The following is a 25,694-nucleotide window of genomic DNA, read 5'->3' as shown; positions in this document are numbered from 1 at the left end:
TAATGAAAATTGCTGTAGTTGGTTCTGGTATATCAGGCTTAAGTGCTGCATATTATTTATCAAAAAAACATCATGTAGATCTTTTTGAGAAAGAAGATCATTTTGGTGGTCATTCCCATACAATAGATTTAATTTTTGATGAAAAGAAATTATCTGTAGATATTGGTTTTATTGTATTTAATTTTCAAACCTATCCAAATTTAATTAATTTCTTTAAAGAAAATGATGTTCAGATTGAAAAAAGTGACATGTCTTTTTCGGTTTCTGTAGAAAATACAAACTTTGAATATTGTGGAAAAGGTTTGAATGGAATTTTTTCTAACAGATCAAATTTGTTTAATCCTAATTTTTTAAAAATGTTTTTTGATATCATTAAATTTTATAAAAATAGTGATCAAATAAATGTTAGAGATCAAAAACTTACTTTAGGTGAATATTTAGAAAATAATAAACTATCAAAAACGTTTATTGATTACCATATCATCCCAATGGTATCTGCAATCTGGTCTATGCCACCTTATGAAGCTAGCAAGATGCCAATAACATTCTTTTTAAAATTTTTTCAAAATCACGGGCTCTTTAAACTAAAAAATAGACCTCAGTGGTATACTGTAACTAATAGAAGTAGAACTTATGTGAATAAAGTAATTTCAAAGATAAGTGGTGAATACTTTAAAAATTATAAAATAAAAAAAATTATAAGAAAATCAAAAGGATTAGATTTATATTATGGTGGTGAAAGTGAATTTTTTGATTACGATAAAGTTATTATAGCATCTCACGCTGATGAAGCTTTGAAGTTGATCGATAATCCTACTGAAGAAGAGACAAAAATTTTATCTAATTTTAGTTATAAGGAAAATATTGCATATATTCATACAGACAAAAGAGCGATGCCAAAAAATAAAAAGGCATGGTCCTCATGGAATTCATCAATCAATGACAAAGATTTAGAAAAAAATTCTATTACTTATTGGTTAAACCTTTTGCAAAACCTTAAATGCGATCAGGACATTTTTTTAACTCTTAATCCATATTTTGAAATTGATGAGAGTAAAATACTTAAAATAGTTAAATTTACTCATCCTTATTACGATCAACAAGCGTTAGATGCTCAATCTGAACTGTCTAGTTTACAAAATAAAAAAGATTTACTTTTTTGCGGGAGTTATTTTGGTTACGGTTTTCATGAAGATGGAATAAAATCATCTATTGAAATGCTAAAATACCTAAATGACTAATTCATGTATATATAATGGGAAAGTAATCCATAAACGTTTCAAACCTAAAGAGCACTATTTTAAGTATAGCGTTTTTTCGCTTTTAATTGATTTATCTGAGTTAAGAAAAATAGATCAAGAAATAAGCTTCTTCTCATTGAATAAGTTTAATTTAATTAGTTTTCATGAAAAAGATCATGGCGAACGGGACGGATCGTCCCTTGAAGAGTGGGTAAAGAATAATTTAGAAAAGAATATAATAGACACTAAGGGTATTAAAATTAAGCTTCTCTGTTATCCAAGAATTTTTGGTTATGTGTTCAATCCTTTAAGTATCTTTTTTGTTTACAATCAAAATGATAAATTAATATCTATATTATATGAGGTGAAAAATACATTTGATGAGCAGCATACTTATGTTTTTAGGGTAGATAGTGAAAATAAATTAATTCAGAATAATTGTTCTAAAAAATTTCATGTTTCACCTTTTATAGAAATGAATTGTAAGTATTTCTTTAGAATTCTTAATCCTGATGAAAAACTTTCTGTAATTATCGATCAATATGATCAAGAAGGAAAAATTTTATTTGCATCTCAAGATGGGAAAAGGGCAAACTTAAATAGTAGTCAATTATTAAAATCATATTTAAAGCATCCTCTAATGACTATAAAAATAATATCAGCAATCCATTTTGAGGCCTTTAAATTATGGATGAAAGGAATTAAGATTATTAAAAAAAAAATAAAAATAAGAAACAATTTAACGGTTGAAAATTAATGTTATTAAATAGAGCTGCAGATAAATTGGTTTTTAAATTTTTAAGTAAAATTAGAAATGGATACCTTGAAATAACTACCTATGAAGGTGAGATATTAAAGTTTGGTAACCCCGATCAATCTTTAAAGGCAAATATTAAGATAAAAAATCCAAATTTTAATTATAATTTAATTAGAGGCGGAAGCATTGGTTTTGCTGAAAGTTATATGAGAGGTGAATTTGAAACTGATAATCTTTCAGACCTAATTGAGTTAACAGCAAGAAATATTCAAGTGATATATAAATTCTCTGGTTTGCTTGATCTACCTGTAATCAATTTCATAAAAAATAAAATAATCAAAAATACAAAAAGTCGAAGTAAGGAAAATATTGCAAAACATTATGATCTTGGAAATGATTTCTTTTCATTGTGGCTAGATGATACTCTAACTTATTCAAGTGCAATCTTTGATGATAGTTCAAAAAATTTAAGTGTTGCGCAAAATAATAAATACCAAAAATTAATTGATCTAATCAAACCTAGTTCTGGTGACAAAGTTTTAGAAATTGGTTGTGGATGGGGCGGTTTTGCAGAATATTTAGGTAAGAAATATGATGTAAAGCTAGACTGTATTACTATTTCTAAAAAACAATTCGAATACGCAAAAGAGAGAATTTATAAATGTGGTCTAAATGAAAAAGTAAATATTGAGATTAAAGATTACCGAGATCTTCAAGGAAAATATAATTCGATCGCTTCAATTGAAATGATTGAAGCAGTTGGGCAAAATTATTTAGAGAGTTATTTTAAAACAATTAAGGATAATTTATCAAATGGCGGAAAGGCGGCAATTCAAGCAATAACCATTGATGATAGTTTATTTGATAGATATAAAAATAAACAAGACTTTATTCAAAAATATATTTTCCCAGGAGGATTTCTTCCTAACAAAAACAGTATTAATAGATACGTTTCAGATAATGGCTTAACAATCAATTCGTACATTTCATATGCAGATCACTATGCAGAAACGTTAGCTATCTGGAGGGAAGAGTTTTTGAGAAAGTGGGATCAAATTAAAAATCAAGGTTTTGATCTGACCTTTAAAAGAATGTGGGAATTTTACCTATCTTATTGTGAAGCTGGATTTAAATCTAAAAATATTGATTTGATTCAATTTTCAATGCAGAATAAATAACAGCAATAATATGAAAATAATTAAATCAATTTCATTGATAATTTTGGCATTCTTAATTACAAGTTGCTCAAATAATAGTGCCATGAAACCAGAAGATTTTAAAAATAAAGAACCTAGATTAGTTATTGAAGAATACCTAACAGGAAACGTTAAAGCTTGGGGTGTTTTACAAAATCGATCAGGAAAAGTTACAAGACAATTCTCAGCCGATTTAGACGGAACATGGGATGGCAAACAACTAATTTTGAAAGAAAAATTTAATTGGGACGATGGTGAGGTTCAAGACCGAGAGTGGACAATTACTAAAATAGATGAACATAATTATGAAGGTACAGCAGGGGACGTTGTTGGAAAAGCAATAGGATATTCTTACGGCCCTGCATTTAAATTTGAGTATGTTTTATTAGTTCCAGTTAAAGGAAAAGAATTAAAAATTACTTTTGATGATTGGATCTTTAAGCAAGATGAAAGAGTTGCAATCAACAGAGCTACAATGACTAAGTTTGGATTTAAAGTAGCAGAACTAACGGTTGTATTCGTTAAAGATTAATTATTTCTTTTGATGCTTAGTCATCTTTCCTACTAATTTAAAATAAATTTTACTCGGAAGAAAACTAAAGAACTTTAAAGTTAAAGTAAGTGCTTTTGGAAAATGTATTTCAAAAACATTTTTATTAATCAAGCCATCATAGATTTGATCAGCAGCAAATTCGGGTGTTTTCAAAAATGGCATTTTAAAATCATTTTTATCAGTCATAGGTGTTTTAATAAAACCAGGAGAAACTAAACAAACTCGAACATTATACCTTTTGAAATCAAAATATAAACTTTCTGCTAGATTGTTTAGTGCAGATTTCGATGGTCCATAACCAGTTGAATTAGGTAATCCTCTATAACCAGCAATAGATGAAACTATAGTAATTATACCATTTTTTCTTTCTCTATAATATTGTTCAACTGCTTTAATTGAGTTCACTGTTCCAAAAAAATTTACTTTAAAAACATCTTCCATTTGTTCAACATCGATTTCTTTTTCTTTTTTTGGATTCCATGTACCAGTTGAAAAAAAACATATATCAATATTTTCAAACTTAGTTTTAATCTGATTGAAAACTTCTATACATTTTGCTTTATCAGTAACATCTAAAGGGAATGATGAAATATTTTCATAATTACTTGAAAGTTCATCTAAGAGCTCCACTCTTCTCGCAGATACAGCAACATTCCATCCTTTGTTTGCAAATTTAATTGCCAAGGCTTTACCAATTCCTGTGCTGCCACCTGTTATCCAAATAGTTTTTTTGCTCATTTTTTGTTATGTATAAACATTATGTTAAAAAATAAAATTGTAACATTTATATTATTTCTTATCATTACATTTTCAGCTTCATTAATTGGAGGTTTAGCTACAGTTACTTTCAAGGAGCCTTGGTATTCTTTGTTAAATAAACCTGTTTTTAATCCACCAGACTGGGTGTTTGGTCCGGTATGGACAATTTTATATTTATTGATGACAATTTCTATTTGGATGTATTGGCATTCCAAAAATAAAGAGATGAATACAGTTTATATTTATTTTATTCATTTAGTTTTCAATGCAACTTGGAGTATAGTTTTCTTTGTATTTCACAACATGATTTTAGCTTTATTGGTATTAGTTGTGTTAATTGCATTTATTATCAATCTAATCATAAGATATAGACGCGTCACAATGATGAGCTCGTATTTAATGATTCCATATTTACTTTGGTGTTGCTTTGCTCTAATTTTGAATAGTAGCTTGATAATTTTAAACTAACTATGGACGATGTTGTTATAATCGGTGGAGGAATAATAGGGGCTGCCACTGCATATTTTTTATCCAAAGAAGGTAGAAAAGTTAAAGTTATTGAAAGAGATCCAACTTATAAAACAGCTTCATTTCCGTTATCTTTAGGAGGTTTTAGAAGACAATTTTTTCAAAAAGAGAATATATTATTAGGAAAATTTGCTAGGGAATTTATTTTTCAAATACCAGAATTGTTAAAAACTGAAAAAAATCCCAATCCAACAGCAAGCATGGTCCCAAATGGATACTTATTAATGTTTGGAAAAGAACATGCAGAAGAGCAATATAGAGCCCTAGAAAATCATAAAGCATGTGATGCAGGTACTAAAAATATAAGTGGTGAAGAGCTTTCAAAAATTTTTCCATATATAAATTCTGAAGGTATTGAAACAGCTACTTACACAGATGATAAAAGTGAGGGATGGATAGATCCTTTTTTATTTCACAGTGCTTTAAAGAGTAAAGCAATTGAACTTGGTGCAGAATTTATTAAGGGTGAGGTTAAAGATATTTCTGAAGTTAATGCAAAAACAATTGTTTCTGCAGCTGGTTGTTGGACAAAAAAATTATTAGAAGATATCCCAGTAGTTCCTCAAAAACACACAGTCTTTAGAGTAAAATGCCCAACGCATATTAAAGAAATGCCTTTGTCTGCAGATTTAACAACAGGTGTGTATTGGAGACCCGAAGGAAAAGAATATTTAGCAGGTTCACCTAAATGGACTTTTGATGACTCAAATCTTGAACCAGCTTGGGATGATTTTGAAGAAATTGTTTGGCCTGCTTTAGCAAAAAGAATACCAGCATTTGAAGAATTAAAATTAACTGGGGCATGGGCAGGTTTTTATGATCATAATAAATTAGATAGTAATGCGATAGTTGGAAAGCATCCAAAATACGAAAATGTTTATATGGCATCAGGTTTTACTGGCAGAGGTTTACAACAAGCTCCAGGTATAGGAAGAGCTTTAACAGAATTAATTACTACAGGATCTTACCAAACAATTGACGTTAGTGTGTTTGCAGTTGAAAGAGTACTAGAACAGAAAGCTAGACCAGAGCCGTACGTTTTATAATTAGGTTCCACAAAAAGTTTGATATTTTTCATTACCTGTTGGTGTAGGTTTTTGAAATTCAATAATATTTTCTTGATCAGAATAAGGATTACTTAAAACTTTTAAAAGTTTATTCATTGTTTCTAGATTTCCTTTGTCTGCATCAGCTAGCGCATCCTCTACTTTTTGATTTCTTGGTATAACTATAGGATTAGTTTTTTTCATCAGTTCTAAGTATTTGTCAGATGAATTATTTAGTTTTAATCTTTTCTCCCATTCATTAGTCCAATTTTTAAAATCGTCATTTTTATAAACTTCATTATCAATCTCAACACCCATTAAATGACAGAAGGTGTTTGTGTAATCTGCATTATTATTTTTCATCCAGTCTAAAAGTTTATTAATTAATGTTAGATCATTTTTATCTTCACCAAATAAACCAAGTTTATCTCTCATCATATTTAACCATTTTTCTTCATAAATATTTTGAAAATTATCAATTAACTCTGTTGCAATTTTAATTGCTGAATCTTCATCTTTATCAATAAGTGGTATCAAGCATTCTGCAAATCTTGCTAAATTCCATTTTGTAATTGGTGGTTGATTTGAAAAAGAATATCTTCCAAATTTATCTATAGAACTAAATACAGTTTTTGGATCATATTGATCCATGAAAGCACACGGACCATAATCAATTGTTTCGCCAGAAATGGCCATATTATCAGTGTTCATCACTCCGTGAATAAATCCCACCCTCATCCAGTTGATTACTAACTGACATTGTCTTTCCATTACAAGACTTAATAAATCTAAAGCTTTGTTTTTAGAGGACTTAATTTCTGGATAGTGTCTATCAATTGTGTAATCAACCAATGTATTAAGATCCTCTAGATTTTGAGTAGCTGCAATATATTGAAAAGTACCAACTCGAATATGACTGGATGCAACTCTTGTTAAAATTGCTCCATTTAGCAAATTTTCTCTTACAACTTTTTCTCCTGTTTTAACGACTGCAAGACTTCTAGTTGTTGGAATATTTAAAGCGTTAATAGCTTCACTAATTATGTATTCTCTCAGCATTGGACCTAAAGCAGCTCTTCCATCGCCACCTCTAGAAAAAGAAGTTCTTCCTGAGCCTTTAAATTGTATATCAAAACGTTGATTTTTATTATCTATATGCTCTCCTAATAAAACTGCTCTACCATCCCCAAGCATCGTGAAATGACCAAATTGATGACCAGCATATGCTTGTGCAATTGAATTAGTTCCATCAGGTAAACTATTTCCTGAAAATATTTCAGCTAATTTTTTTTTATCTATTTCTGAAAAGTTTAAATTTAAATTTTTAGCAAGTTCTTCATTTAAAATAACAAGTTCAGGTGCATGAACTGGTGTAGGCTTGATGTCTTCTTTAAATGTTTTTGATAGTTTTGAATAAGAATTATCAAAATGCCAACCGATGGTCATTTTAATTAACTAACTTCAGCTTGATGTTCTTTTGGCTTAACTTCTGTTTTAAATTGATTAGAAATCTTTTGAACCTCAACTGATGAAACTTTGTATTCAGCACACATTGTTTCTTCATCTTTTCCATGACCAGTTACCATGTTAACCATGTGTTCTGGGAAGTGGAATGTTGTAAATACAATTCCTTCTTTAACTTTATCTGTTACTTCTACTTTTAAAGCAACTTCTCCTCTTCCAGAATATAATCTTCCAATATCACCCGTATTTAAATCTCTATGAGCTGCATCTTTTGGATGAATTAGTAATACATCCTCATCAACAATGTTTATATTTTTTGTTCTTCTTGTCATTGTCGCTGCATTGTAATGTTGCAGAACTCTACTTGTAGTTAAAATTAATGGATAATCTTTTTGATTAGCTTCTATCTCACTAGATTCTTTCCAATCAAAGTTTTTCAATCTTCCTTTTCCAAGTTTAAATGATTCTGTGTGTAGAATTTGTGTATCTGTTCCATCTTCTTTTACAGGCCATTGTAATCCTAATTTACCAAGTCTCTCTCTAGTAACACCTTTAAAGAATGGTACCACATCAGCAATCTCTGCTAATACTTGATCTGCATCATAAGATGGTTGATCAAAACCTAATTTTTGCATCATCTCAGTTACAATTAGTCCATCTGGTTTTGTACCTGGTAATGGAGGAACTGCTCTGTTAACTCTTTGAATTCTTCTTTCAGTATTTGTAAAAGTTCCATCTTTTTCTAGGAAAGTAGTTCCCGGTAAAACGACAGTTGCAAGTTTTGCAGTTTCACTCATAAATATTTCTTGAACCACTAATAGCTCTAATGAGTTCATTGCTTCAATAACATGTGCACTATTTGGATCTGTTTGAACTATATCTTCACCAATAATCCATAAACCTTTTAGTTCTTTACTGATTGCAGCCTCAAACATTTGAGGGATTTTTAAACCAGGTTTAGTAGGGTGAGTTACACCATATTTTTCAGTATAAAATTTTTGATTGTTTTCATCTGCTACTTCAAAATAACCTGCACCTTGGTGAGGCTGACATCCCATATCTGCAGCACCTTGCACATTATTTTGGCCTCTAAGTGGATTTACACCAACACCTTTTCTTCCAATATTTCCCGTAATCATTGCTAAATCAGCAATTAACATCACAGTTTTAGAACCTTGTTCGTGTTCAGTAACTCCTAATCCATGGAACTCCATTGAATTTCTTGCTGTTGCATAAGCAATTGCAGCTTCTTTAACTAGTTGTTTATCAACACCAGCAACTTTTGCTAATTGATCAACATCCTGTCTTTCAATTTCTTTTAAGAAATTATCAAAACCTTCTGTTCTATCTCTTACAAAGTCAGCATTATAAAGTTTAGATTTAATAATAAAGTGTAACATCATATTTAGAACCGCAACGTTAGTTCCAGGTCTAAGTTTGATATGATAATCTGCAAGTTTAGCTAATTCAGTTGTTACTGGATCAAGGACAATTAATTTTTTACCTTTCATCACTTGCTGTTTAATTTTTGCTCCTGTTACTGGGTGAGCATTGGTTGGGTTTGCACCAATAACTAAAAATAAATCTGCATGATAAATATCTTCTGTTGAATTAGTTGCAGCACCTGTTCCAAATGTTTGCTGCATACCCCAAGCTGTAGGTGAATGACAAATTCTTGCACAACAATCAACACTGTTAGTTCCAACAGCTGCTCTAATCATTTTTTGGAAAACATAGTTTTCTTCGTTTGTACATCTTGCAGAAGAAATTCCAGCAAAAGCATCTGGCCCGTTTTCTTTTGTAATTCTATTCATTTCTTTTTTGATAAAGTCATATGCTTCATCCCAACTAGCTTCTTCAAACTTTCCATTTCTTTTAATCAATGGAGTTTTTAATCTGTCAGGGTGTTCATAAAAACTAAATGCGTATCTCCCCTTAATACAAGTGTGACCAGCGTTTACTTCAGTTTGTTTGGGAGTATCTATTGCAACTACCTTATCATCTTTAATCGATGCTTCTAAGTTACATCCAACACCACAGTACGAACAAGTTGTTCTAACTTTCTTATCTACAGCTGCAGACTTAGATTGGAATACATCGGAAATTGCATCCGTTGGACATGTATGAGCACAAGCTCCACATGACACACAAGAACTATCTCCAAACATCATATCATTGTCTGTTGTAATTCTAGATTCAAATCCTCTACCACTCATTGTTAAAACAAATGATCCTTGAATTTCATCACATGCTCTGACACATCTTCCGCAGTTAATACAGTTATCTAAATTCATTCTCATGTAATCATGAGAAGTATCTCTTGGAATTCCTTTATGTTGCTTAGGACTATTGTATCTATGATCAGCAACACCTAAATCATTTGCAACTGTTTGAAGTTCACAGTTATTGTTTACTTCACAAGTATCACATTCCATAGGGTGGTCAGTTAAAACCAACTCAACAATATTTTTTCTAAGACTTGTTAATGCTTCGTTTGAAGTAAATATGTGCTGGTTTTCTGCAACAGGTGTATGACAGGATGCAACTACTCTAGTTGGTCCGTCTTTTTCTAACGCAACTTCAACTGAACAAACTCTGCAAGCTCCATATGGTGCTAAGTTAGGGTCATCACATAAAGTTGGTACCTTTTTTTCACCAACATAGCTTTTAACGAATTTTAAAATAGATGTATGATTAGGACCTATTTCGTAAGGTTTTCCATCAATGTAAGCAATTTTTCTTTTCTCTGAGCTCATTAATTATCTTTCACCATATCATTTTTCATTTCATCGCCAAAGTATTTTAGGATGTTTTGAATAGGAGTTGGGATCGCTCCACATAGAGCACATAAGCAGCCTTTTTGCATAGTAACCAACAATTCCTCTAGTAATTTTAAAGGAATTTTAGCTGTTTTCTTCTTAGCTTGATCAAACATTTCTTTTCCTCTGTAAGATCCAAGTCTTCCTGGAAAACATTTTCCACAAGATTCTTCTGCAGAAAACTCAAACAAATGATGAATGTATTCAGCCATTGGAAAATCTTTAGGGATACTAACTACACTTGCGTGACCTAACATAAAACCTTTTGCAGTAAACTCTTGAAAATCTAAATTTAAATTTTCTATTTCACTTAAAGGAACAACGCCACCTAAAGGGCCACCTATTTGAAAAGCTTTAACAGGTTCTTTGTATCCACCACCAATTTCATTAAATATTCTTTTCATTGGTGTTCCCATATCAATTTCATAAACACCAGGATTATTAAAGAAACTATCTAAGCAAACTAATTTTGTTCCAGCTGACTTTTTGTTTCCAACTGAAGAAAATTTTTCTGATCCATTTAATAAAATTCCAGTTGCAGCTGCTAAAGTTTCAACATTGTTAACCACTGTTGGTTTTTTATATAATCCTTCTGTTACAGGGAAGGGAGGCCTTACATCTACTTCAGCTCTTCTTCCTTCAATAGAAGCTATCAAAGCTGTTTCTTCTCCACAAATATACGCACCTTGACCGATACAAATTCCAAGATCAAAAGAAAAATCTGTTCCTAAAATATTTTCACCTAATAAATTTAATTTTTTAAGTTCATTGATACATCCATTGATCGCTTCAATAGATTTTGGATACTCACCTCTGATGTATAAAACTCCTTCATCACTTCCAATTACAAATCCACAAAGCACCATTCCAAAAATAACTTTTAATGGTTGGTCCTCTAATAAATATCTATCTGAAAAAGCTCCTGAGTCACCTTCATCTGCATTACAGATAACATATTTCTTATCACCTTTTGCTTTACTACAGAAATCCCATTTCATTCCTGTTGGAAAACCTGCACCACCTCTTCCTGTAAGGTTTGAATCTAATAATGATTTTACTATTTCTTTTTTATCTATTTTTAAAAATTTACTTAACTGTTCTTTGAATTGATCTGTTGATGATAACTTATCATCCATTAAAAAACTTGTTGTTGCATAGCTCTTAGAGAAAAATTTTTCTTGTTTAATTTCTTCACCTTTTAAAATTTGATCAATCTTTTCAATATCTTTTCCAGCATAATTTTCACCATCATAGTGAAATGCATGATTTTCATAACAATGACCTAGACAAAACATCTCTCCAACTTTGTCATCACCTAATTTTTCTTTTAATTTATCTTTTAGTTTGTCTTGAGTACCTGCACACATGCATGCACTTCCGTTACATACGAAAGCTTTTTTTTCTCTATGTGAAGGTCTTAAAAATTCATAAAAAGATTCAGCACCGTGAAGTGTTGAAACTCCAAGGTTATGTTTTTTTGCAATTTCTTTAATATCTTCTGGGTTTTCGCTTAATGTATTCTCTGAAATTTGCTTAAATAGGTTGTCTTTTAAGCCTATTCTTCCAGATAAATTACTTATATTTTTTGACACAATTTCCCTTTTTTTATTATTCCACCTTAACTTTTTTGTTATTTGTGTAAATATTAAAACTGTCCCTCTTTACGAAACCTATGAGGGTAATGTCAAACTTATTAGCTAAATCGATAGCAAGACTTGTTGGCGCACCAACCCCGATCATAATCCCGATATCTGTCATTAAAACCTTCTGAACTAGCTCAAAATTAAGTCTCCCAGAACAAGTAATAAATTGGTCTTTTGGATCAAATTGGTTTTTCTCCAAAGCACAGCCGATAAGTTTGTCTAAAGCGTTGTGTCTTCCAACATCTTCTCTTAGAGCTATCAATTTTCCATCACTGTTAAATAGACCACTTGCATGGATACCACCAGTTTTGCTGAATTCAGACTGACCTTCTCTTAAAATATCAGGGGATTGGATAATTACATCTTTTGAAATTTTAGGTTCTGAGGCATTTGTCTTTGTAGTTTTAATTATCTCTAGCGCATCCAATGAAGATTTCCCACAAACACCACAAGAGGAGTTGGTTAAAAAATCTCTTTTAATTTTTGATATATTTACATTTTCTGAATTATTAAGTGTTGCTAGTATTTTATTTTGAATTTTATATTGACCAACTTTGTCTCCATAACTTTCAATGCTATCGATATCATTTAAACTTTTTACAATTTGTTCATTAAATAAAAATCCTCTTACAAGATCTTCATCATTACCAGGAGTTCTCATCGTAATAGATAAAGTTTGCTCAACCCAATTATCTTTTTCTTTGTACTTTAAAGAAATCTCTAATGGCTCTTCAATAGAAACTAAATCTTCAACATCTTTTAAATTATTAGATGAATACTTTAAAACTTTATATTTTGAATTCATAATTATTTTAAAGGATAGTTTTTTTGCAATAAATATTTATTGATTATGATTGCGAGTAACAAAATTATGATACATCCAAATATAATTGGATTGATTAAATAATCATAAGAAGCACTCCCAATAATAACAATTATTGGATTTCCTCCTGCAGGAGGATGAACTACATTTAATAAAATCATTAAGAACACTCCAATTCCTACTGCAAATGCAATACTCATATAAATTGGAAGTGGAATAAAATTAACAAACAACACACCCACTAAAGCAGTTAACAAATGTCCAAAGAAAACATTTTTTGGTTGAGCAAAAGGACTTTCAGGAAATCCAAATAATAAAACCATGGATGAGCCAAATGATGCTGCAATAAAATATCCAAGGGTACTTTTATAAGTTAATACTGTAAGTACTCCTATAGTGATTGTTGAAAAAAAACCTGCAATTAATGCTTTTTGCAATAATGGTTTTGTGATTTTTATCATTTAAATTTTTAATGCTTTAACAATAGTTCTTAAAGGTAAAAGCAAACATTCTTTCCTTGAAAGATTTTTTTTATCTAAAATTTCTTTAAAATCTTTCCAGTGTTTTTCTAGACTTACTTTAACATCTTCAAACAACTTTTCACCAGCTATAACAAAATCTTTTATTTCCTTTAAGTTTTTATCCTTAATTTTTCTAGATAATAAGCTGACAGATGCTTGGCAATAAATACAAGATTTACACTGATAACCCATATCTTTTACAACGTCATCTTTGACAATTAAGCTTATTTCCATCTCATCACCACAAATTGGATTTTTGTTTTTTGATTTGTGAGTAAAGTTTTCTAAAACTTTATTATTTTCTGTGTGAGACGCGATTTCTAAAATTCTTAAATCCATTTAATTTCTTTAATTCAACTTTGAATGTTTTATATTTTATTAATGGAACATAACAATATTTTAGGAACAGTGCTAGCAGGCGGTAAGTCACAAAGGTTTGGTGAAGATAAATCTCAGATAATGCTAGCTGATAAAATATTAATTGATTACATTTTGGCAGAAATAATTGATGAATTTAAGGAAGTATTAATAGTATCTAATAATTCAATTGAGTTTACTAATTCAGATAAAATTTCACTAATTGGAGATATTAAAAAAGATCTTGGTCCTCTAGGCGGAGTTCTTTCAGCAATGAAATGGGTAAAAGATAATAATAAAAATTATCAATGGATAGCAACTTTTCCAGTAGATACTCCCTTTTTTAAAAAAGAAATTTTAGATCAATTTGTTAATCAAGTAGATGAAAATGAAAGTAGTTTATTTTTTATAAAATCAAACAATACTAGGCATAACATCTTTGGTTTATGGTCGATGAATTTATTAGATCAATTAGAAGATGATCTAGAAAAAGGAGCTAGAAAAGTTGAATTATGGGCTAATAGTATTGGAGTTAAAACAATTAATATGAAGTTTCCAAATCAAGATCCTTTCTTTAATATCAATACAAAAGAAGATTTAGAACAAGCTAAAGAATTATTAAAAAAATGATTAGTTACGATCAATCTAGAAAAATTTTAAAAAAAGCAAAAATTAAAATTAAAGATGAAACTATATTGAGTGAAAATTCTCTTAACAGAGTGATTTCAGATAATATTTATTCAAAGATCAATTATCCAGCAGGAGATAATGCTGCATTTGATGGATTTGCAGTTAAATCAAAAGATACAAACGGAATTAAGAAAAATTCACCAAAACAATTTAGAATAATTGGATCCATTGCAGCAGGAACAAAATCATTAAATAAAAAAATTAAAAAATATGATGCTGTTGAAATAATGACGGGTGGGATAATCCCTAAAGGTTTTGATACAATTATTCCAATAGAACAGATTAATTTTTATCCAAATAAAAATAATAAAAAATATATTTTAGTTAATCAAAAAATTAAAAAGTTTAATCATGTAAGATTTGCAGGTTCAGACTTCAAAAAAGGTGAGATTGTTGTCAAAAAAAATACAATTATTCAACCAAATCATATTTTAGCTTTTAAAACTTTAGGGATAAAAAAGATTAAAGTTAAAAAGAAGATTAATATTTTATTTTTTTCAACTGGTAATGAAATTACTGACAAAGACAACATTCCAAACTGGAAAGTTAGAAACTCTAATAGTCATTACATCAAAAACCTTAAAGAAAACTTTTTATTTAATTTTAAAAATGGTGGAATACTTAGAGACAACCATCAAAATATTTATAAATCTCAAATTAAAAAACTTATAAATAGTGATACCGATATATTGATAACATCAGGCGCTGTTTCTGCTGGAAAATATGACTATATTCCAAGTATTGTTAGAACATTTAAATTATCCAATTATTTTAAAAGTGTAGCAATCCGACCAGGAAAACCAATTCTATTTGCTAAAATTAAAGGAAAACAAAAAGCAATATTTGGTCTTCCAGGAAATCCAATGTCATCATCTGCTTGTTTTAGATTTTTTGTTATTCCTTTTATGAAAAATGTTTTAGGACTAAGTGAAGAACATCCTATTAGGGCAACTTTAAAAAATAGTTTTTCTAAAAAACAAAATTTTACAAGGTTTGCAAAAAGTAAATTAAGCACAACTAAAAATGGAAAAATAGAGGTAGAAATTTTACAAGGGCAAGAGTCTTTTAGAGTAAAATCTTTTGTTAAATCAAACATTTGGTCTTTGTTACCAGCAGGGAAATCAAAATTTAAAAAAGGGGACATCTTAGATTGTTTTTTCCCCAACCACTCTAATCAATCTTTGATTTAGAAACGTATTTTTGTTGTAGAAAAATCTTTTTGGAATTAGATTTCTACAAATGTTAGAGTTAAGAAATCCAAAACTTGCTGTTCCTATCGTATTGTTTGCTGGCATATTATGGTCATTTGGACCATTAGTTGTAAGATATATGGATAGTCCCAATCTTGTTCCCTGGCAGTATATATTTGGAAGAGGTTTAACTATTTTTATTCTACTTAACCTCTACTTATATTTTGAAGAGGGAAAAAACTTCTACAAAAATTACTATAAAATAGGATTATCAGGGATAGTTGGTGGCTCAGGTCTAGGGGTTGCAATGATCACGTTTATTTATTCTATAACAAACACCAGTGCTGCTGTTACTTTACTTTGTTTAGCTGCAATGCCTTTTTTTACTGCTCTTTTGGCATTTTTATTCCTTAGAGAACGAATTTCTCTTAATGTTTGGATATCAATTATAATTGCTTCAGCTGGTATATTGATAATGGCTATTGGTAATACTGGTGAGAAATCTTTAATTGGTTTTGTATTTGGACTAACTTCTTCAATAGGTTTTTCAGTGTTTTCAGTCTCATTAAGATGGAGAAAAGAAACTCCTAAATTTACAACAGTTGCATTTGCTGGTTTCTTTTGTTTTGTTTTTGCATCAATTATGATTTTATCTACTGGACAAGCATTCTTTGCTACGAGTTATAATAGTTCATTATTTTCACTACATGGATTTTTGGTTTGTTCAGGATTAATTTTATATTCAATTGGTTCAAAAGCTATTCCAGCTGCTGAGTTAACTTTGTTATCTTTAACAGAAGTTGTGGGTGGAATATTTTGGGTTTGGTTACCAATTTTAGGAATTAATGAAGTACCATCAACTAATACAATCATTGGAGGTTTTTTTCTGTTTGTATCTTTATTCTACTACAGTTTAATTATGAGATGGAATAAACGCTACATAGCATTAAATTAAATTATTATGGAACGACCAGATTTTTTTGAACTTAAAAATGGTGAAAAAGTAAAATTACCATTTACAGATAAAGAGTATAACGATCGAGTAAGTAAACTTAGATCGGTAATGGATAAAAATAATTTAGATATGATTATTTTAACATCGATGCATAACGTTGCATATTATACAGGTTTTATTTACTGTTCTTTTGGAAGACCTTATGGATGTGTGATTACTCAAGATAAAATTTCAACAATTTCAGCTAATATTGATGCAAGCCAACCATGGCGTAGATCGCATTGTGATAACGTTATTTATACTGATTGGAAAAGAGATAATTTTCTAAGAGCAATTGTATCAATTATTGGAAGAGATGAGCCTCCAAAAAACATTGGAATTGAAAATGATCATGTAACTTTAGATATGAGAGAAAAAATAGGATCTATTTTTACTTTCTCTGTTTTTAGTGATGTTTCAAAAGATCTAATGAAACTTAGAATGATTAAATCTGATGAAGAAATTGAGATCATTCGAAATGGTGCAAGAATTGCAGACATTGGTGGCGAAGAAATAGCTAAAAATATTAGAGAAGATAACACAGAGATCGAAGTAGCAATAGCAGCAAGAGATAGAATGGAAAGGGAGATTGTTAAAAGTTATCCAGGTGCAGAGTACATGGACACCTGGGTATGGTTTCAATCTGGTATCAATACAGATGGAGCTCACAATCCAAAGACTAATAGAAAATTAGTTAAAGGAGATATTTTATCCTTAAATACTTTCCCAATGATCTCAGGTTACTACACTGCATTGGAAAGAACTTTGTTTTTGGATCATGCAGATGATGCCTCTCTTAAAGCTTGGGAAGCAAATGTTAAAGTTCACAAGCGTGGATTAGAATTAATTAAACCAGGTGTTAAATGTTCAGACATTTGTCATGAGCTAAATGAATTATTTGCTGAACTTGGTTATCTTCAGTACCGAACATTTGGTTACGGTCATTCATTTGGTATGCTTTCCCACTTTTATGGAAGAGAAGCTGGTTTAGAATTAAGAGAAGATATTGACACTGTTCTTGAAGAAAATATGGTTGTTTCTATGGAGCCAATGATAATGATCCCAGAAGGTAATCCTGGTGCTGGTGGATATAGGGAACACGATATTTTAGTAATAGGTAAAGATGGAGCAGAAAATATAACAAAATTTCCTTTTGGTCCTGAGCATAATATTATAAAAAACTAATCTTTATGAGTGAGAATAAAACTATTGTTAATAGTTGGAACGAGTGGGATCCGTTAAAACATGTAATTGTTGGAAGAGCGGATGGTACTTGTATTCCAGCACCAGAGCCAGCATTAGATGCAAAAGTTCCTGAAGATAGTGATATGCGAGGACAGTTTGGTCCAAGAACCAAAGATACTGTCGATAAAGCAAATGAATTATTAGATAACTTTTCAAACATGCTTCAAAAAAGAGGCATTAAAGTTGACCGACCAACACCAATTGATTTTAATCAAAAGACATCCACACCTGATTGGGAAGCAGAAACTATGTTTGGTTGTATGCCTCCAAGAGATGTTTTGTTAACTGTGGGTAATGAAATTTTAGAAGCAACAATGAGTTATAGATGTCGTTGGTTTGAATATCTATGTTACCGACCATTACTTAAAGATTATTACAATCAAGATCCTAACATGAGACACGAGTCTGCTCCAAAACCAAGACTAACAGATGCAGATTACAGAAAAGATTATTTATCAGATAAAATTGGTGTTCAAAAAAGATTAGAGTGGACTGAGAAAAAATATTTCGTAACTACCGAAGAAGAGCCATTGTTTGATGCAGCAGATGTATTGAGATTTGGAAAAGATTTAGTTGTTCAACATGGATTTACAACTAATTTAAAAGGAATTGATTGGCTAAAGAGACATTACAAAGATCACAGAGTTCACGCAGTAAATTTCCCAGGAGATCCATATCCTATTCACATTGATGCAACCTTTACCCCAATAAAAGAAGGTTTAATTATCAATAATCCTCAAAGGAGATTGCCAAAAGAACAAAGAAAACTTTTTGAAGATAATGGATGGGAAATTGTTGATAGTGCTCAACCAGCTCATAACGAACCACCACCACTTTGTTATTCTTCAACATGGTTATCAATGAATGTTTTAGTTTTAGATCCTAAAACAGTTTGTGTTGAGAAAAGTGAAATTTATCAAGCTGAGCAATTAGATAAATTAGGAATGGAAGTAGTGCCAGTAGAACTTAGAGATGCTTATGCATTTGGTGGAGGACTTCACTGTTGTACTGCTGATGTATATAGAGAAGGCACTTTAAAAGATTATTTTCCAAAACAATAACAATGGCAAAAATAAAAACAAAAAGAGAGCGAGTTAAATTCGCCTCCGATAATGTTGCGGGTGCTTGCCCTGAAGTATTAGAGGCAATCATAAAAGCAAATGAAGGAGACAGTACTCCTTATGGAAATGATCCTTTGTCAACAGAGTTACAAGATAAGTTTTCTGAAATATTTGAAAAAGAAGTAATTGTTTTTCCAACTGCTTCAGGAACAGCTGCAAATGCATTAGCTTTATCTACGATGACACCATCATATGGAAATATTTATTGTCATAAGATGTCTCATATCAATACTGATGAATGTGGTGCCCCTGAATTTTATACAGGAGGTGGAAAATTAATTCCTTTAACTGGAGTAATGGGAAAAATAACTGCAGAAGAATTACACCAATCTATTGGTGGAAAAGGAATTGTTCATCACACTCAACCTTCATCAGTTAGCATTACTCAAGTGTGTGAAACAGGTGAAGTTTATCAATTAGATGAAATCAAAAAAATTGCAGAAATTACTCACAAACATAATCTAAATTTACATATGGATGGTGCTAGATTTGCTAATGCATTGGTATCTTTAGATGTAACTCCTGCTGAAATGACTTGGAAATCAGGGGTTGATGTATTGTCGTTTGGAGCAACTAAAAATGGATGTTTAGCAGCTGAAGCAATCATATTTTTTAAGAAAGAGTTAGTAGGGGATATTGCTTTTTTAATGAAAAGAGCAGGGCACTTATTATCTAAAATGCGTTTTGTATCTGCTCAATTAGATGCCTACATTTCAAATGATGTTTGGCTAAGAAACGCAAAACATGCAAATGCAATGGGTAAAAAATTAAGTGATGGTTTAAGCAAACATAATGATATTGAAATTGCTTATCCAACCGAAGCAAATGAAGTTTTTGCAAAATTTCCAAGAGAAAAAATAGAACATCTAAACTCAAATGGTTATAAGATGAATGAAGAAGAATTGGATGGTAAAGCTGTGAGATTAGTGGCTGCTTGGAATACTAAAGATAGTGATGTTGATGAATTGTTAAATACAATTAAAGCTAACTAGGATTTTCTTTTAAAAACTCAATATACTTTATAACTTCATCAAATTGTTCATCAGGAATATCCTTGTAACTTGCATTGAATTTACTTTTCACACAAATAGCAACATGAGCATAGGGGTTTCTTCCTTTGGGGTGATTTGGATGGTCAGGTAATTGTCCCACCAAATAATCGCCAGCTTCTTGAATAATTTTCCAGAGTTTACTTGCGTTTTCTTTGTTCATATTATTTTAAAATATTATAGTCTTTAATTATGTCAGATAAAGAAATTCATCAAGGTGGCTGTGCTTGTGGAGAAAACAGATATGAAACAATTGGTAATCCAGAAAGAGCTAGAGTTTGCCACTGTAGATATTGCCAACTAAGATCAGGAAGTCCTTTTGGTGTTGGTGCTTGGTTTAAAGAGGAAAATGTAAAACACCACTCACAAAATTATAATCAATATAAATTTGTAACTGAGAGTGGAAATACTTTTGAAACAAATTTTTGTAAAAAATGTGGAACCAGTGTTTATTGGACGATATCAGCACCTGCTTTAAAGGGTTTAACAGCTATTGCTGCTGCAACATTTGATCCACCAAGTTTTTGGTTTGGAGTATCAGGTGAAATTTTTACAAGATCAAAAGCACCCTATATTGATATAAAATGTGAAGAACAATTTGAAACATCACCTACTTACAATCCAACTAAACAGGATGAAGATAGGTTTGATGGATCTAAATAGAATTACTCTCCCACAATAGAGGAAAATATTCTTCATCTAATAAATCACTATTTTCCTTTTTGTATTTTTTGTAAGTTTTAGCTGTTCCACCTTCATTTGTTGGGTGAAACTTAGCATTACTTGGAACACAATGTGAAACAATTGCTCGTCTATTATTACTTGAAGTATTTATTCCGGATCCATGCCAGGTAAAGCCATGATGAAATGAAACACCACCAGCTGGTACTTCTACATAAGCAACTTCTATTTGTTTGTTATTTTTTTCAGCAAAAATATTTAATTCTTTTTTATAATCTTCAGGGGAGTGAAATTCTCCTTTAGGAGGTTGTAGTCCCCATTTATGAGACCCTTTAATATACTCTAATGTTCCAGTTTCTTTTGAAGTATCATCTAATGACATCCAACAAGTCATCATTGTTTGTGGGATAAGCCAATCATCATAAGCAGCATCTTGATGAAATCCTAAGGTTTTTCCTCCAGGTGGTTTCCATAAAACATTATCCTGAACCAATCTTGCACCTTGCCAGTTCATTAAACGAGAACAAACTTCACCAATTATTTTATGACAAACTACTTTTTTTATTAAATGATCTGCTTTCCAAGCATTACAGATTTGACGAGTTACATCTTCAGGATCTTTACCAAATTTCCAGTTCCACTCATCTGGCTCAATTCCTGTTTCAAAATTACCTTTAAACAAAGGCTCAAATTTATTTTTTAGATCTTCAATATAATTTAAATCTAAAAAATTATTTAAAATTAAAAAACCATTTTTGTTAAATTTTTTAATTAAATCTTCAGTGAGCTCAACAGATATCATGTAAGTTTCTAAAATTAATTAAAATATTTAATTTTGTAGTACATTCTTCCTATAATTTCTCTTACAAAGTAACTTGTACCACCGAAAGCACCTGCTGAAGGGATTAGGTCCATCAGCGTAAAATTGTTTGAGTTACTTTTAAAATCAACAGGATATTCAATGACTTCAAGATCTGCAGCTTGAAAAACTTTGAGCGCTCTAAGCATGTGAGAGGCAGAGGTTACTAAAATTAATTTTGTATTTTTTTCTGGAAAAAGCTTTTTAACTGCTTTAGCTTCTTGATCAGTATTCTCAACATTTTCTGTTAGGATTATATTATTTTCAGGTATTCCATAACTAATTGCCAATTCTTTTAGATATTCTCCCTCTGGTTTACCAACAGACCATGGATATTTTCCACGAGTAAATACAATAAAATTAGCTTTATTGTTTTTAAATAATTCAATTCCTGCAAAAAACCTATTTACTGATTTGTTAAATTCATATTTGTAACCGTTATTAGTATTTATAGGTTTTATCATCCCACTCAAAACTATAATAGCATCAGCTTTATCCATATTTGATGCTTGAATTGGTTTATAATTTATTTCTATATAATTAATTAAGTTTTTTGAAACAACAGGTAATGAACAAATTAATAAAATAATAATTCCAGAGATAGTAAATTTTTTTGATTTAAATTTTATTCCTAGAACTAATAGGAATAACACCACCATTAAAGGACTTATCAACATTGGTAATATTTTATGCAAATATATCATAAGTTATTTTTAGGTAACCAAGAACCATATAATAGGTTATCTTTATCTAGTGGAAGTTTAATGTTTTTATTTTGTCTGGAAGAATCGTAGACAGCGGTTACAAATTCTAAAGATTTTCTAGCATCTGATAAAGTTACTTCATCACTATCAGATCCATCTAATTTATTTGCAATTTCATCAAACATACCTGCATACCAAGATTGTGGCTCTTCTACCTTTGACAATACTTTATTAATTTGGGCTTGAGTAACAGGCGATCTTGGCAAGAAATACCACTCATCATCAGCTGGACTGTAGGGTTTATCTGGAGATGCACCAGACTCTGCTGTTAATCCGTCAAAACAAAACCGAAGTCTGCTTGTATTGTTTGCAGCTCCAAGTGTAATTGAGCTTGTAACTAAAGTTCCATTTTCCATTTCAATTGATAAAGATGCACAATCTTCAACTTCAATATCATTTACTCTAGTTGATAATTTAGCAAATACATTTGAAACTGGACCTAATATCATGCTGACTAAGTCATGAATGTGTATTGAATGACTTAATATAGCTCCACCTTGTTCACCTTCCCAAGTTCCTCTCCAAGGTTTTGAATAATAATCTTTTCCTCTGTTCCAATGAGTTTCTAAAGAAGCAACCAAAGGTTTTCCAGCTAAACCAGATTTCATTAGTGATTTTAACTTTGAAAATCCTAGACCATATCGATATTGGAAAACTGGAAATATGATTTTACCTGTTTCTTTACTGATCTTTTCTAATTCATCGACTTCTTTAAGACTTGATACTAATGGCTTTTCACAAATTACATGCTTTCCAGCTTCCATTGCTTTTTTACAAGCTGAAAAATGTAAGTGGGGTGGAAGACATATATCAATGATATCTATTTCTTTTACTTTTAATACTTCATCAAAGTTGAGTGATACTTTTGTTTCGGTGTCATTTGATAAAATGTTATCAATAGCTTCTCTTGTAAGCCCACATAAAGTGTGAACATTAAATCTCTCTTTAACTTTTTGAAAATCTTCATAGTGTTTAGCACCAATGTTAGTCCCTATAATTGCTACTTGATACTTTTTCATTTTGTTTCAGCTTTTAATTGTGCTTTTATTGCAAGTTCCATTGAAAGATAGGTTAATTCCTGAGCACAAGCAGTTTCAGTTCTGTTGATTACATCATTAATTAAATTTCTAAAGTAGGGGAGCTTAACATTTGAGCAATCGATGTATTTAACTTCTTCATTATTCGCTAAATATAAGTGATTACCTTTTTCTGATTTTGCTAAATCTGTATATTTTCTTATTTCTATATAGCCTTTATCACCAAGGATTAATAATCTTCCATCTCCCCATGTTGGAAGTGCATCTGGAGTGAACCAATCTAATCTAACGTAACCGTGGCCACCATTACCAGTTAGATTAACCTCTCCAAAATCTTGAAAACCAGGTTTTTCCTTTTTGGTAGTGTTTTCTACAAGTGCATGATTAATTTTCGCTTCATTTGAATTTGTAAATACTAAAAATTGATGAATTTGATGTGAGCCTATATCAGTAATTATCCCCCCATAACTTTCTCGATCATAAAACCAATCAGGTCTTTCATAGTTGCCTTGTCTGTGTGGACCTGTTCCAATTGTTTGCTTTACTTTACCAATTTTTCCTTCGTTAACTAATTCTTCAGCCTTAGCAACAGCTGCAACGTGAAATCTTTCTGAAAAATTAACTGACCATATTTTTCCAGTTTCTTTTACTGTTTGTTTAAGCTCGTTTAATTGATCTAGAGTAGTGCAACCGGGTTTGTCGACCATCACATCTTTTCCAGCTTTTAAAGCTTCTATTGAATTATGAGCTCTATCTTTTGGAACTGAGGATATTAAAATCATATCAATTGATGGATCATTTAATATTTCATCCTTATTTTCTTTTCTTTTAATATTTGGATATTTTGAATTGAATTCTTTTAAAGTTAATGGATCACCATCTGTCCAAAAATGATCACACGTGCATCCTTCTTTTAACATTTCATCCAACATGTCAAAGATATGACCATGATCTATACCTATAACACCAAGATTTAACCCTTTTTTCATAATTATTTTTTTATTTGCATATAAACTTTGAAAAAACTTTCATCTGGAGATTTGCCCCAGATTTTATCATCAAGCATTCCATTAAAATAATAAATTTCTGATCTATCTTTACCACTTAAAACATCAAGTTTTATTGAGCCGTTTAATTCTCCATTCGGGTTAATATCAATTTTTGCTGTTTCATAATGTTCTTTTGAACCAGTTTTTAATTTGCTAGCTTTGATAAAGAATATTAGTTGTCCATTTTTAATTTCAAGTTTTCCATTACCAATTTTTTTATTTTTACCATCCTCTGATACTCGATGTAATTTGAATTTATATTCTCCATCAAATAATTTTGATTTTTTATTAATTTCAGCTTTTTTTTCATCACTAAGCAAATAATCAACAACTACCGCATTTCCTTTTCTGTCTATCCAATTATTAACTGCTTCTTGAAGACTCTTATCAAAGTAGTTCTTAGTATAAGTTTTGTTATCCCAAGCTAGGACGTGTCCCCAGTCCTCAAATCCTGAAATTTTTCTTTTGTCAGCTTCAATACTAAATCCAGCGTTATAAAACTCTAAATCTTTCTTAATTGCTTTTTTTAAAGCTAATTTATCTTTGATTGGATCTGCATATCTGTCTCCAATATTCCAAATAAAAAATACATCTTTTATATTATTTTTTTCAAAGTTCTTTCTTGATGGAAAACAACTAACCCAACTATCATTACAAGCTTCCATGGATCCCTTATAGATAAAGCTTCGATCATTATTTTTTTCAAAATTTTCATAAAATTTAGTTGTTTCTTCATCAAACCAGAAACTATCCACCAAAACTCTTACATTATTATACTGCCCAATTCTTTCTGCATGAAATCCAATACCAATTGCTCCCGCCGAATAACCTAAAAACATAATCTCATCGGCTTTCTTAAGCTGTTCATCAAGTTGATCTATAACATCATTAACTATTACTCTTCCTTTAAAAGGAATTTCTTTACCATCTACAATGTTGAAATGGTTACCTTGATAAAGATCACTAGAACAATAAGGAATGAATACCATATTATAATTTTTATCCTCAACATCTTTCTCTATGGCTTGTCCAAAATAATGAGGTTTTAATTCAGGAGATTTCATACCGTCAGATCGCGATTTGTACTCATCAGCATCTCGTGCAACACCACCACCTGGTAAAATTATTGCCCATTTTTTTGATTTTGCTTTTTTTATTGTAAATGAGGCTTGTTCTCCGTTGTTACAGATAGCATCGGGATTTCTAGTAAGTTTTAACTCGTTTGAAAAACTAGAGCTGATAGTAAAAATTAAAAAAAATAATGTAATAAAAAATTTTATCATTCAATAATTTTTGGATTTTTAAAAT

At 30.6% G+C, this 25,694-nt stretch carries 26 protein-coding genes; 13 read left to right on the top strand and 13 right to left on the bottom strand.

Annotated elements, in window-relative coordinates:
* The first annotated feature begins 2 nt into the window (after positions 1–2).
* The 4 genes from ACTTAO_RS01435 to ACTTAO_RS01420 are packed head-to-tail and all read left to right on the top strand — an operon-like array spanning position 3 to position 3,726.
* A complete protein-coding gene (locus ACTTAO_RS01435) occupies positions 3–1,241 on the top strand; it encodes an NAD(P)/FAD-dependent oxidoreductase (RefSeq protein WP_440690599.1) in 1,239 nt (412 codons plus the stop codon).
* The gene (locus ACTTAO_RS01430; RefSeq protein WP_440690597.1) at positions 1,234–1,998 is read left to right on the top strand and encodes a DUF1365 domain-containing protein; all 765 of its coding nucleotides are present in this window, start codon (positions 1,234–1,236) and stop codon (positions 1,996–1,998) included. The genes ACTTAO_RS01435 and ACTTAO_RS01430 overlap by 8 nt, the downstream gene beginning before the upstream one ends.
* Positions 1,998–3,176 carry a class I SAM-dependent methyltransferase gene (locus ACTTAO_RS01425; protein ID WP_440690595.1) on the top strand — a complete coding sequence of 393 codons (1,179 nt, stop codon included), beginning with the start codon at positions 1,998–2,000 and terminating at the stop codon, positions 3,174–3,176. The genes ACTTAO_RS01430 and ACTTAO_RS01425 overlap by 1 nt, the downstream gene beginning before the upstream one ends.
* Positions 3,177–3,186: 10 nt before the next feature.
* Positions 3,187–3,726, top strand: a complete 540-nt coding sequence (locus ACTTAO_RS01420; protein ID WP_440690593.1) for a DUF3833 domain-containing protein — start codon at positions 3,187–3,189, stop codon at positions 3,724–3,726.
* Here the strand turns inward: ACTTAO_RS01420 and ACTTAO_RS01415 are convergent, their stop codons facing one another.
* Entirely contained in the window at positions 3,727–4,485 is a 759-nt protein-coding gene (locus ACTTAO_RS01415; RefSeq protein ID WP_440690591.1) for an SDR family NAD(P)-dependent oxidoreductase, read from the bottom strand.
* Between the two features lie 21 nt (positions 4,486–4,506).
* Between ACTTAO_RS01415 and ACTTAO_RS01410 the strand changes: the two genes are divergently transcribed.
* Together ACTTAO_RS01410 and ACTTAO_RS01405 are read left to right on the top strand one after the other, a co-directional pair.
* On the top strand, positions 4,507–4,974 hold the full coding sequence (locus ACTTAO_RS01410; protein WP_440690589.1) for a TspO/MBR family protein: 468 nt from the start codon (positions 4,507–4,509) through the stop codon (positions 4,972–4,974).
* A gap of 2 nt (positions 4,975–4,976) precedes the next feature.
* Positions 4,977–6,080 carry an NAD(P)/FAD-dependent oxidoreductase gene (locus ACTTAO_RS01405; protein WP_440651100.1) on the top strand — a complete coding sequence of 368 codons (1,104 nt, stop codon included), beginning with the start codon at positions 4,977–4,979 and terminating at the stop codon, positions 6,078–6,080.
* On the opposite strand, the gene ACTTAO_RS01400 is transcribed toward ACTTAO_RS01405, so the two are convergent.
* Genes ACTTAO_RS01400 through ACTTAO_RS01375 form a run of 6 tightly spaced genes read right to left on the bottom strand, consistent with a single transcriptional unit; the run spans position 6,081 to position 13,689 of the window.
* A complete protein-coding gene (locus tag ACTTAO_RS01400; protein ID WP_440690587.1) occupies positions 6,081–7,526 on the bottom strand; it encodes a protein adenylyltransferase SelO in 1,446 nt (481 codons plus the stop codon). It abuts the gene before it with no gap.
* A gap of 5 nt (positions 7,527–7,531) precedes the next feature.
* Positions 7,532–10,300: a formate dehydrogenase subunit alpha gene (gene fdhF, locus ACTTAO_RS01395; RefSeq protein WP_440690585.1), complete on the bottom strand. Its 2,769-nt coding sequence runs from the start codon at positions 10,298–10,300 to the stop codon at positions 7,532–7,534.
* On the bottom strand, positions 10,300–11,955 hold the full coding sequence (locus ACTTAO_RS01390) for an NADH-ubiquinone oxidoreductase-F iron-sulfur binding region domain-containing protein (RefSeq protein ID WP_440690583.1): 1,656 nt from the start codon (positions 11,953–11,955) through the stop codon (positions 10,300–10,302). Before ACTTAO_RS01390 ends, fdhF begins: the two co-directional genes overlap by 1 nt.
* 16 nt (positions 11,956–11,971) lie before the next feature.
* Positions 11,972–12,811: a formate dehydrogenase accessory sulfurtransferase FdhD gene (gene fdhD, locus ACTTAO_RS01385; RefSeq protein ID WP_440690580.1), complete on the bottom strand. Its 840-nt coding sequence runs from the start codon at positions 12,809–12,811 to the stop codon at positions 11,972–11,974.
* 2 nt (positions 12,812–12,813) lie between these two features.
* The gene (locus ACTTAO_RS01380) at positions 12,814–13,290 is read right to left on the bottom strand and encodes an HPP family protein (RefSeq protein ID WP_262589592.1); all 477 of its coding nucleotides are present in this window, start codon (positions 13,288–13,290) and stop codon (positions 12,814–12,816) included.
* The gene (locus tag ACTTAO_RS01375; RefSeq protein WP_440690578.1) at positions 13,291–13,689 is read right to left on the bottom strand and encodes an iron-sulfur cluster assembly scaffold protein; all 399 of its coding nucleotides are present in this window, start codon (positions 13,687–13,689) and stop codon (positions 13,291–13,293) included.
* A gap of 24 nt (positions 13,690–13,713) precedes the next feature.
* Between ACTTAO_RS01375 and mobA the strand changes: the two genes are divergently transcribed.
* From mobA to ACTTAO_RS01345, 6 genes are read left to right on the top strand one after another with little or no spacing between them, the layout of a single operon-like run.
* Positions 13,714–14,337 carry a molybdenum cofactor guanylyltransferase gene (gene mobA / locus ACTTAO_RS01370; RefSeq protein ID WP_440690576.1) on the top strand — a complete coding sequence of 208 codons (624 nt, stop codon included), beginning with the start codon at positions 13,714–13,716 and terminating at the stop codon, positions 14,335–14,337.
* Complete coding sequence (locus ACTTAO_RS01365) at positions 14,334–15,587, top strand: molybdopterin molybdotransferase MoeA (protein WP_440690574.1); 1,254 nt, start codon at positions 14,334–14,336, stop codon at positions 15,585–15,587. The genes mobA and ACTTAO_RS01365 overlap by 4 nt, the downstream gene beginning before the upstream one ends.
* Before the next feature lie 49 nt (positions 15,588–15,636).
* A complete protein-coding gene (locus tag ACTTAO_RS01360; protein WP_262589588.1) occupies positions 15,637–16,542 on the top strand; it encodes a DMT family transporter in 906 nt (301 codons plus the stop codon).
* Between the two features lie 6 nt (positions 16,543–16,548).
* A complete protein-coding gene (locus tag ACTTAO_RS01355) occupies positions 16,549–17,766 on the top strand; it encodes an aminopeptidase P family protein (RefSeq protein WP_440651107.1) in 1,218 nt (405 codons plus the stop codon).
* 5 nt (positions 17,767–17,771) lie between these two features.
* The gene (locus tag ACTTAO_RS01350) at positions 17,772–18,887 is read left to right on the top strand and encodes a serine/threonine protein kinase (RefSeq protein WP_440635276.1); all 1,116 of its coding nucleotides are present in this window, start codon (positions 17,772–17,774) and stop codon (positions 18,885–18,887) included.
* A 2-nt stretch (positions 18,888–18,889) separates the two neighbouring features.
* Positions 18,890–19,939 carry a threonine aldolase family protein gene (locus tag ACTTAO_RS01345; protein WP_440690572.1) on the top strand — a complete coding sequence of 350 codons (1,050 nt, stop codon included), beginning with the start codon at positions 18,890–18,892 and terminating at the stop codon, positions 19,937–19,939.
* Here the strand turns inward: ACTTAO_RS01345 and ACTTAO_RS01340 are convergent.
* A complete protein-coding gene (locus ACTTAO_RS01340) occupies positions 19,932–20,159 on the bottom strand; it encodes a hypothetical protein (protein WP_262589584.1) in 228 nt (75 codons plus the stop codon). The two genes, ACTTAO_RS01345 and ACTTAO_RS01340, sit on opposite strands and share 8 nt — an antisense overlap.
* A gap of 29 nt (positions 20,160–20,188) precedes the next feature.
* Here ACTTAO_RS01340 and ACTTAO_RS01335 point away from each other — a divergent pair, with 29 nt between their 5' ends.
* Positions 20,189–20,659, top strand: coding sequence for a GFA family protein (locus ACTTAO_RS01335; RefSeq protein ID WP_440690570.1), 471 nt, complete (start codon positions 20,189–20,191; stop codon positions 20,657–20,659).
* On the opposite strand, the gene ACTTAO_RS01330 is transcribed toward ACTTAO_RS01335, so the two are convergent.
* The 5 genes from ACTTAO_RS01330 to ACTTAO_RS01310 are packed head-to-tail and all read right to left on the bottom strand — an operon-like array spanning position 20,652 to position 25,669.
* Positions 20,652–21,479: a phytanoyl-CoA dioxygenase family protein gene (locus ACTTAO_RS01330; RefSeq protein WP_440690568.1), complete on the bottom strand. Its 828-nt coding sequence runs from the start codon at positions 21,477–21,479 to the stop codon at positions 20,652–20,654. The two genes, ACTTAO_RS01335 and ACTTAO_RS01330, sit on opposite strands and share 8 nt — an antisense overlap.
* Positions 21,480–21,493: 14 nt before the next feature.
* On the bottom strand, positions 21,494–22,213 hold the full coding sequence (locus tag ACTTAO_RS01325; RefSeq protein ID WP_440690566.1) for a YdcF family protein: 720 nt from the start codon (positions 22,211–22,213) through the stop codon (positions 21,494–21,496).
* Positions 22,214–22,236: 23 nt separating this feature from the next.
* The gene (locus tag ACTTAO_RS01320) at positions 22,237–23,319 is read right to left on the bottom strand and encodes a Gfo/Idh/MocA family protein (RefSeq protein WP_440690564.1); all 1,083 of its coding nucleotides are present in this window, start codon (positions 23,317–23,319) and stop codon (positions 22,237–22,239) included.
* Positions 23,316–24,326 carry a Gfo/Idh/MocA family protein gene (locus ACTTAO_RS01315; protein ID WP_440690562.1) on the bottom strand — a complete coding sequence of 337 codons (1,011 nt, stop codon included), beginning with the start codon at positions 24,324–24,326 and terminating at the stop codon, positions 23,316–23,318. The genes ACTTAO_RS01320 and ACTTAO_RS01315 overlap by 4 nt, the downstream gene beginning before the upstream one ends.
* Before the next feature lie 2 nt (positions 24,327–24,328).
* Positions 24,329–25,669, bottom strand: a complete 1,341-nt coding sequence (locus tag ACTTAO_RS01310) for a pectin acetylesterase-family hydrolase (RefSeq protein WP_440690559.1) — start codon at positions 25,667–25,669, stop codon at positions 24,329–24,331.
* Positions 25,670–25,694: the final 25 nt, after the last annotated feature.

The sequence above is a fragment of the Candidatus Pelagibacter sp. HIMB1782 genome (assembly GCF_052047475.1).
Classification (GTDB): domain Bacteria; phylum Pseudomonadota; class Alphaproteobacteria; order Pelagibacterales; family Pelagibacteraceae; genus Pelagibacter.
The sequence above is the reverse complement of the archived record's forward strand: the minus strand, read 5'-3'. Positions and strand labels throughout refer to the sequence as shown.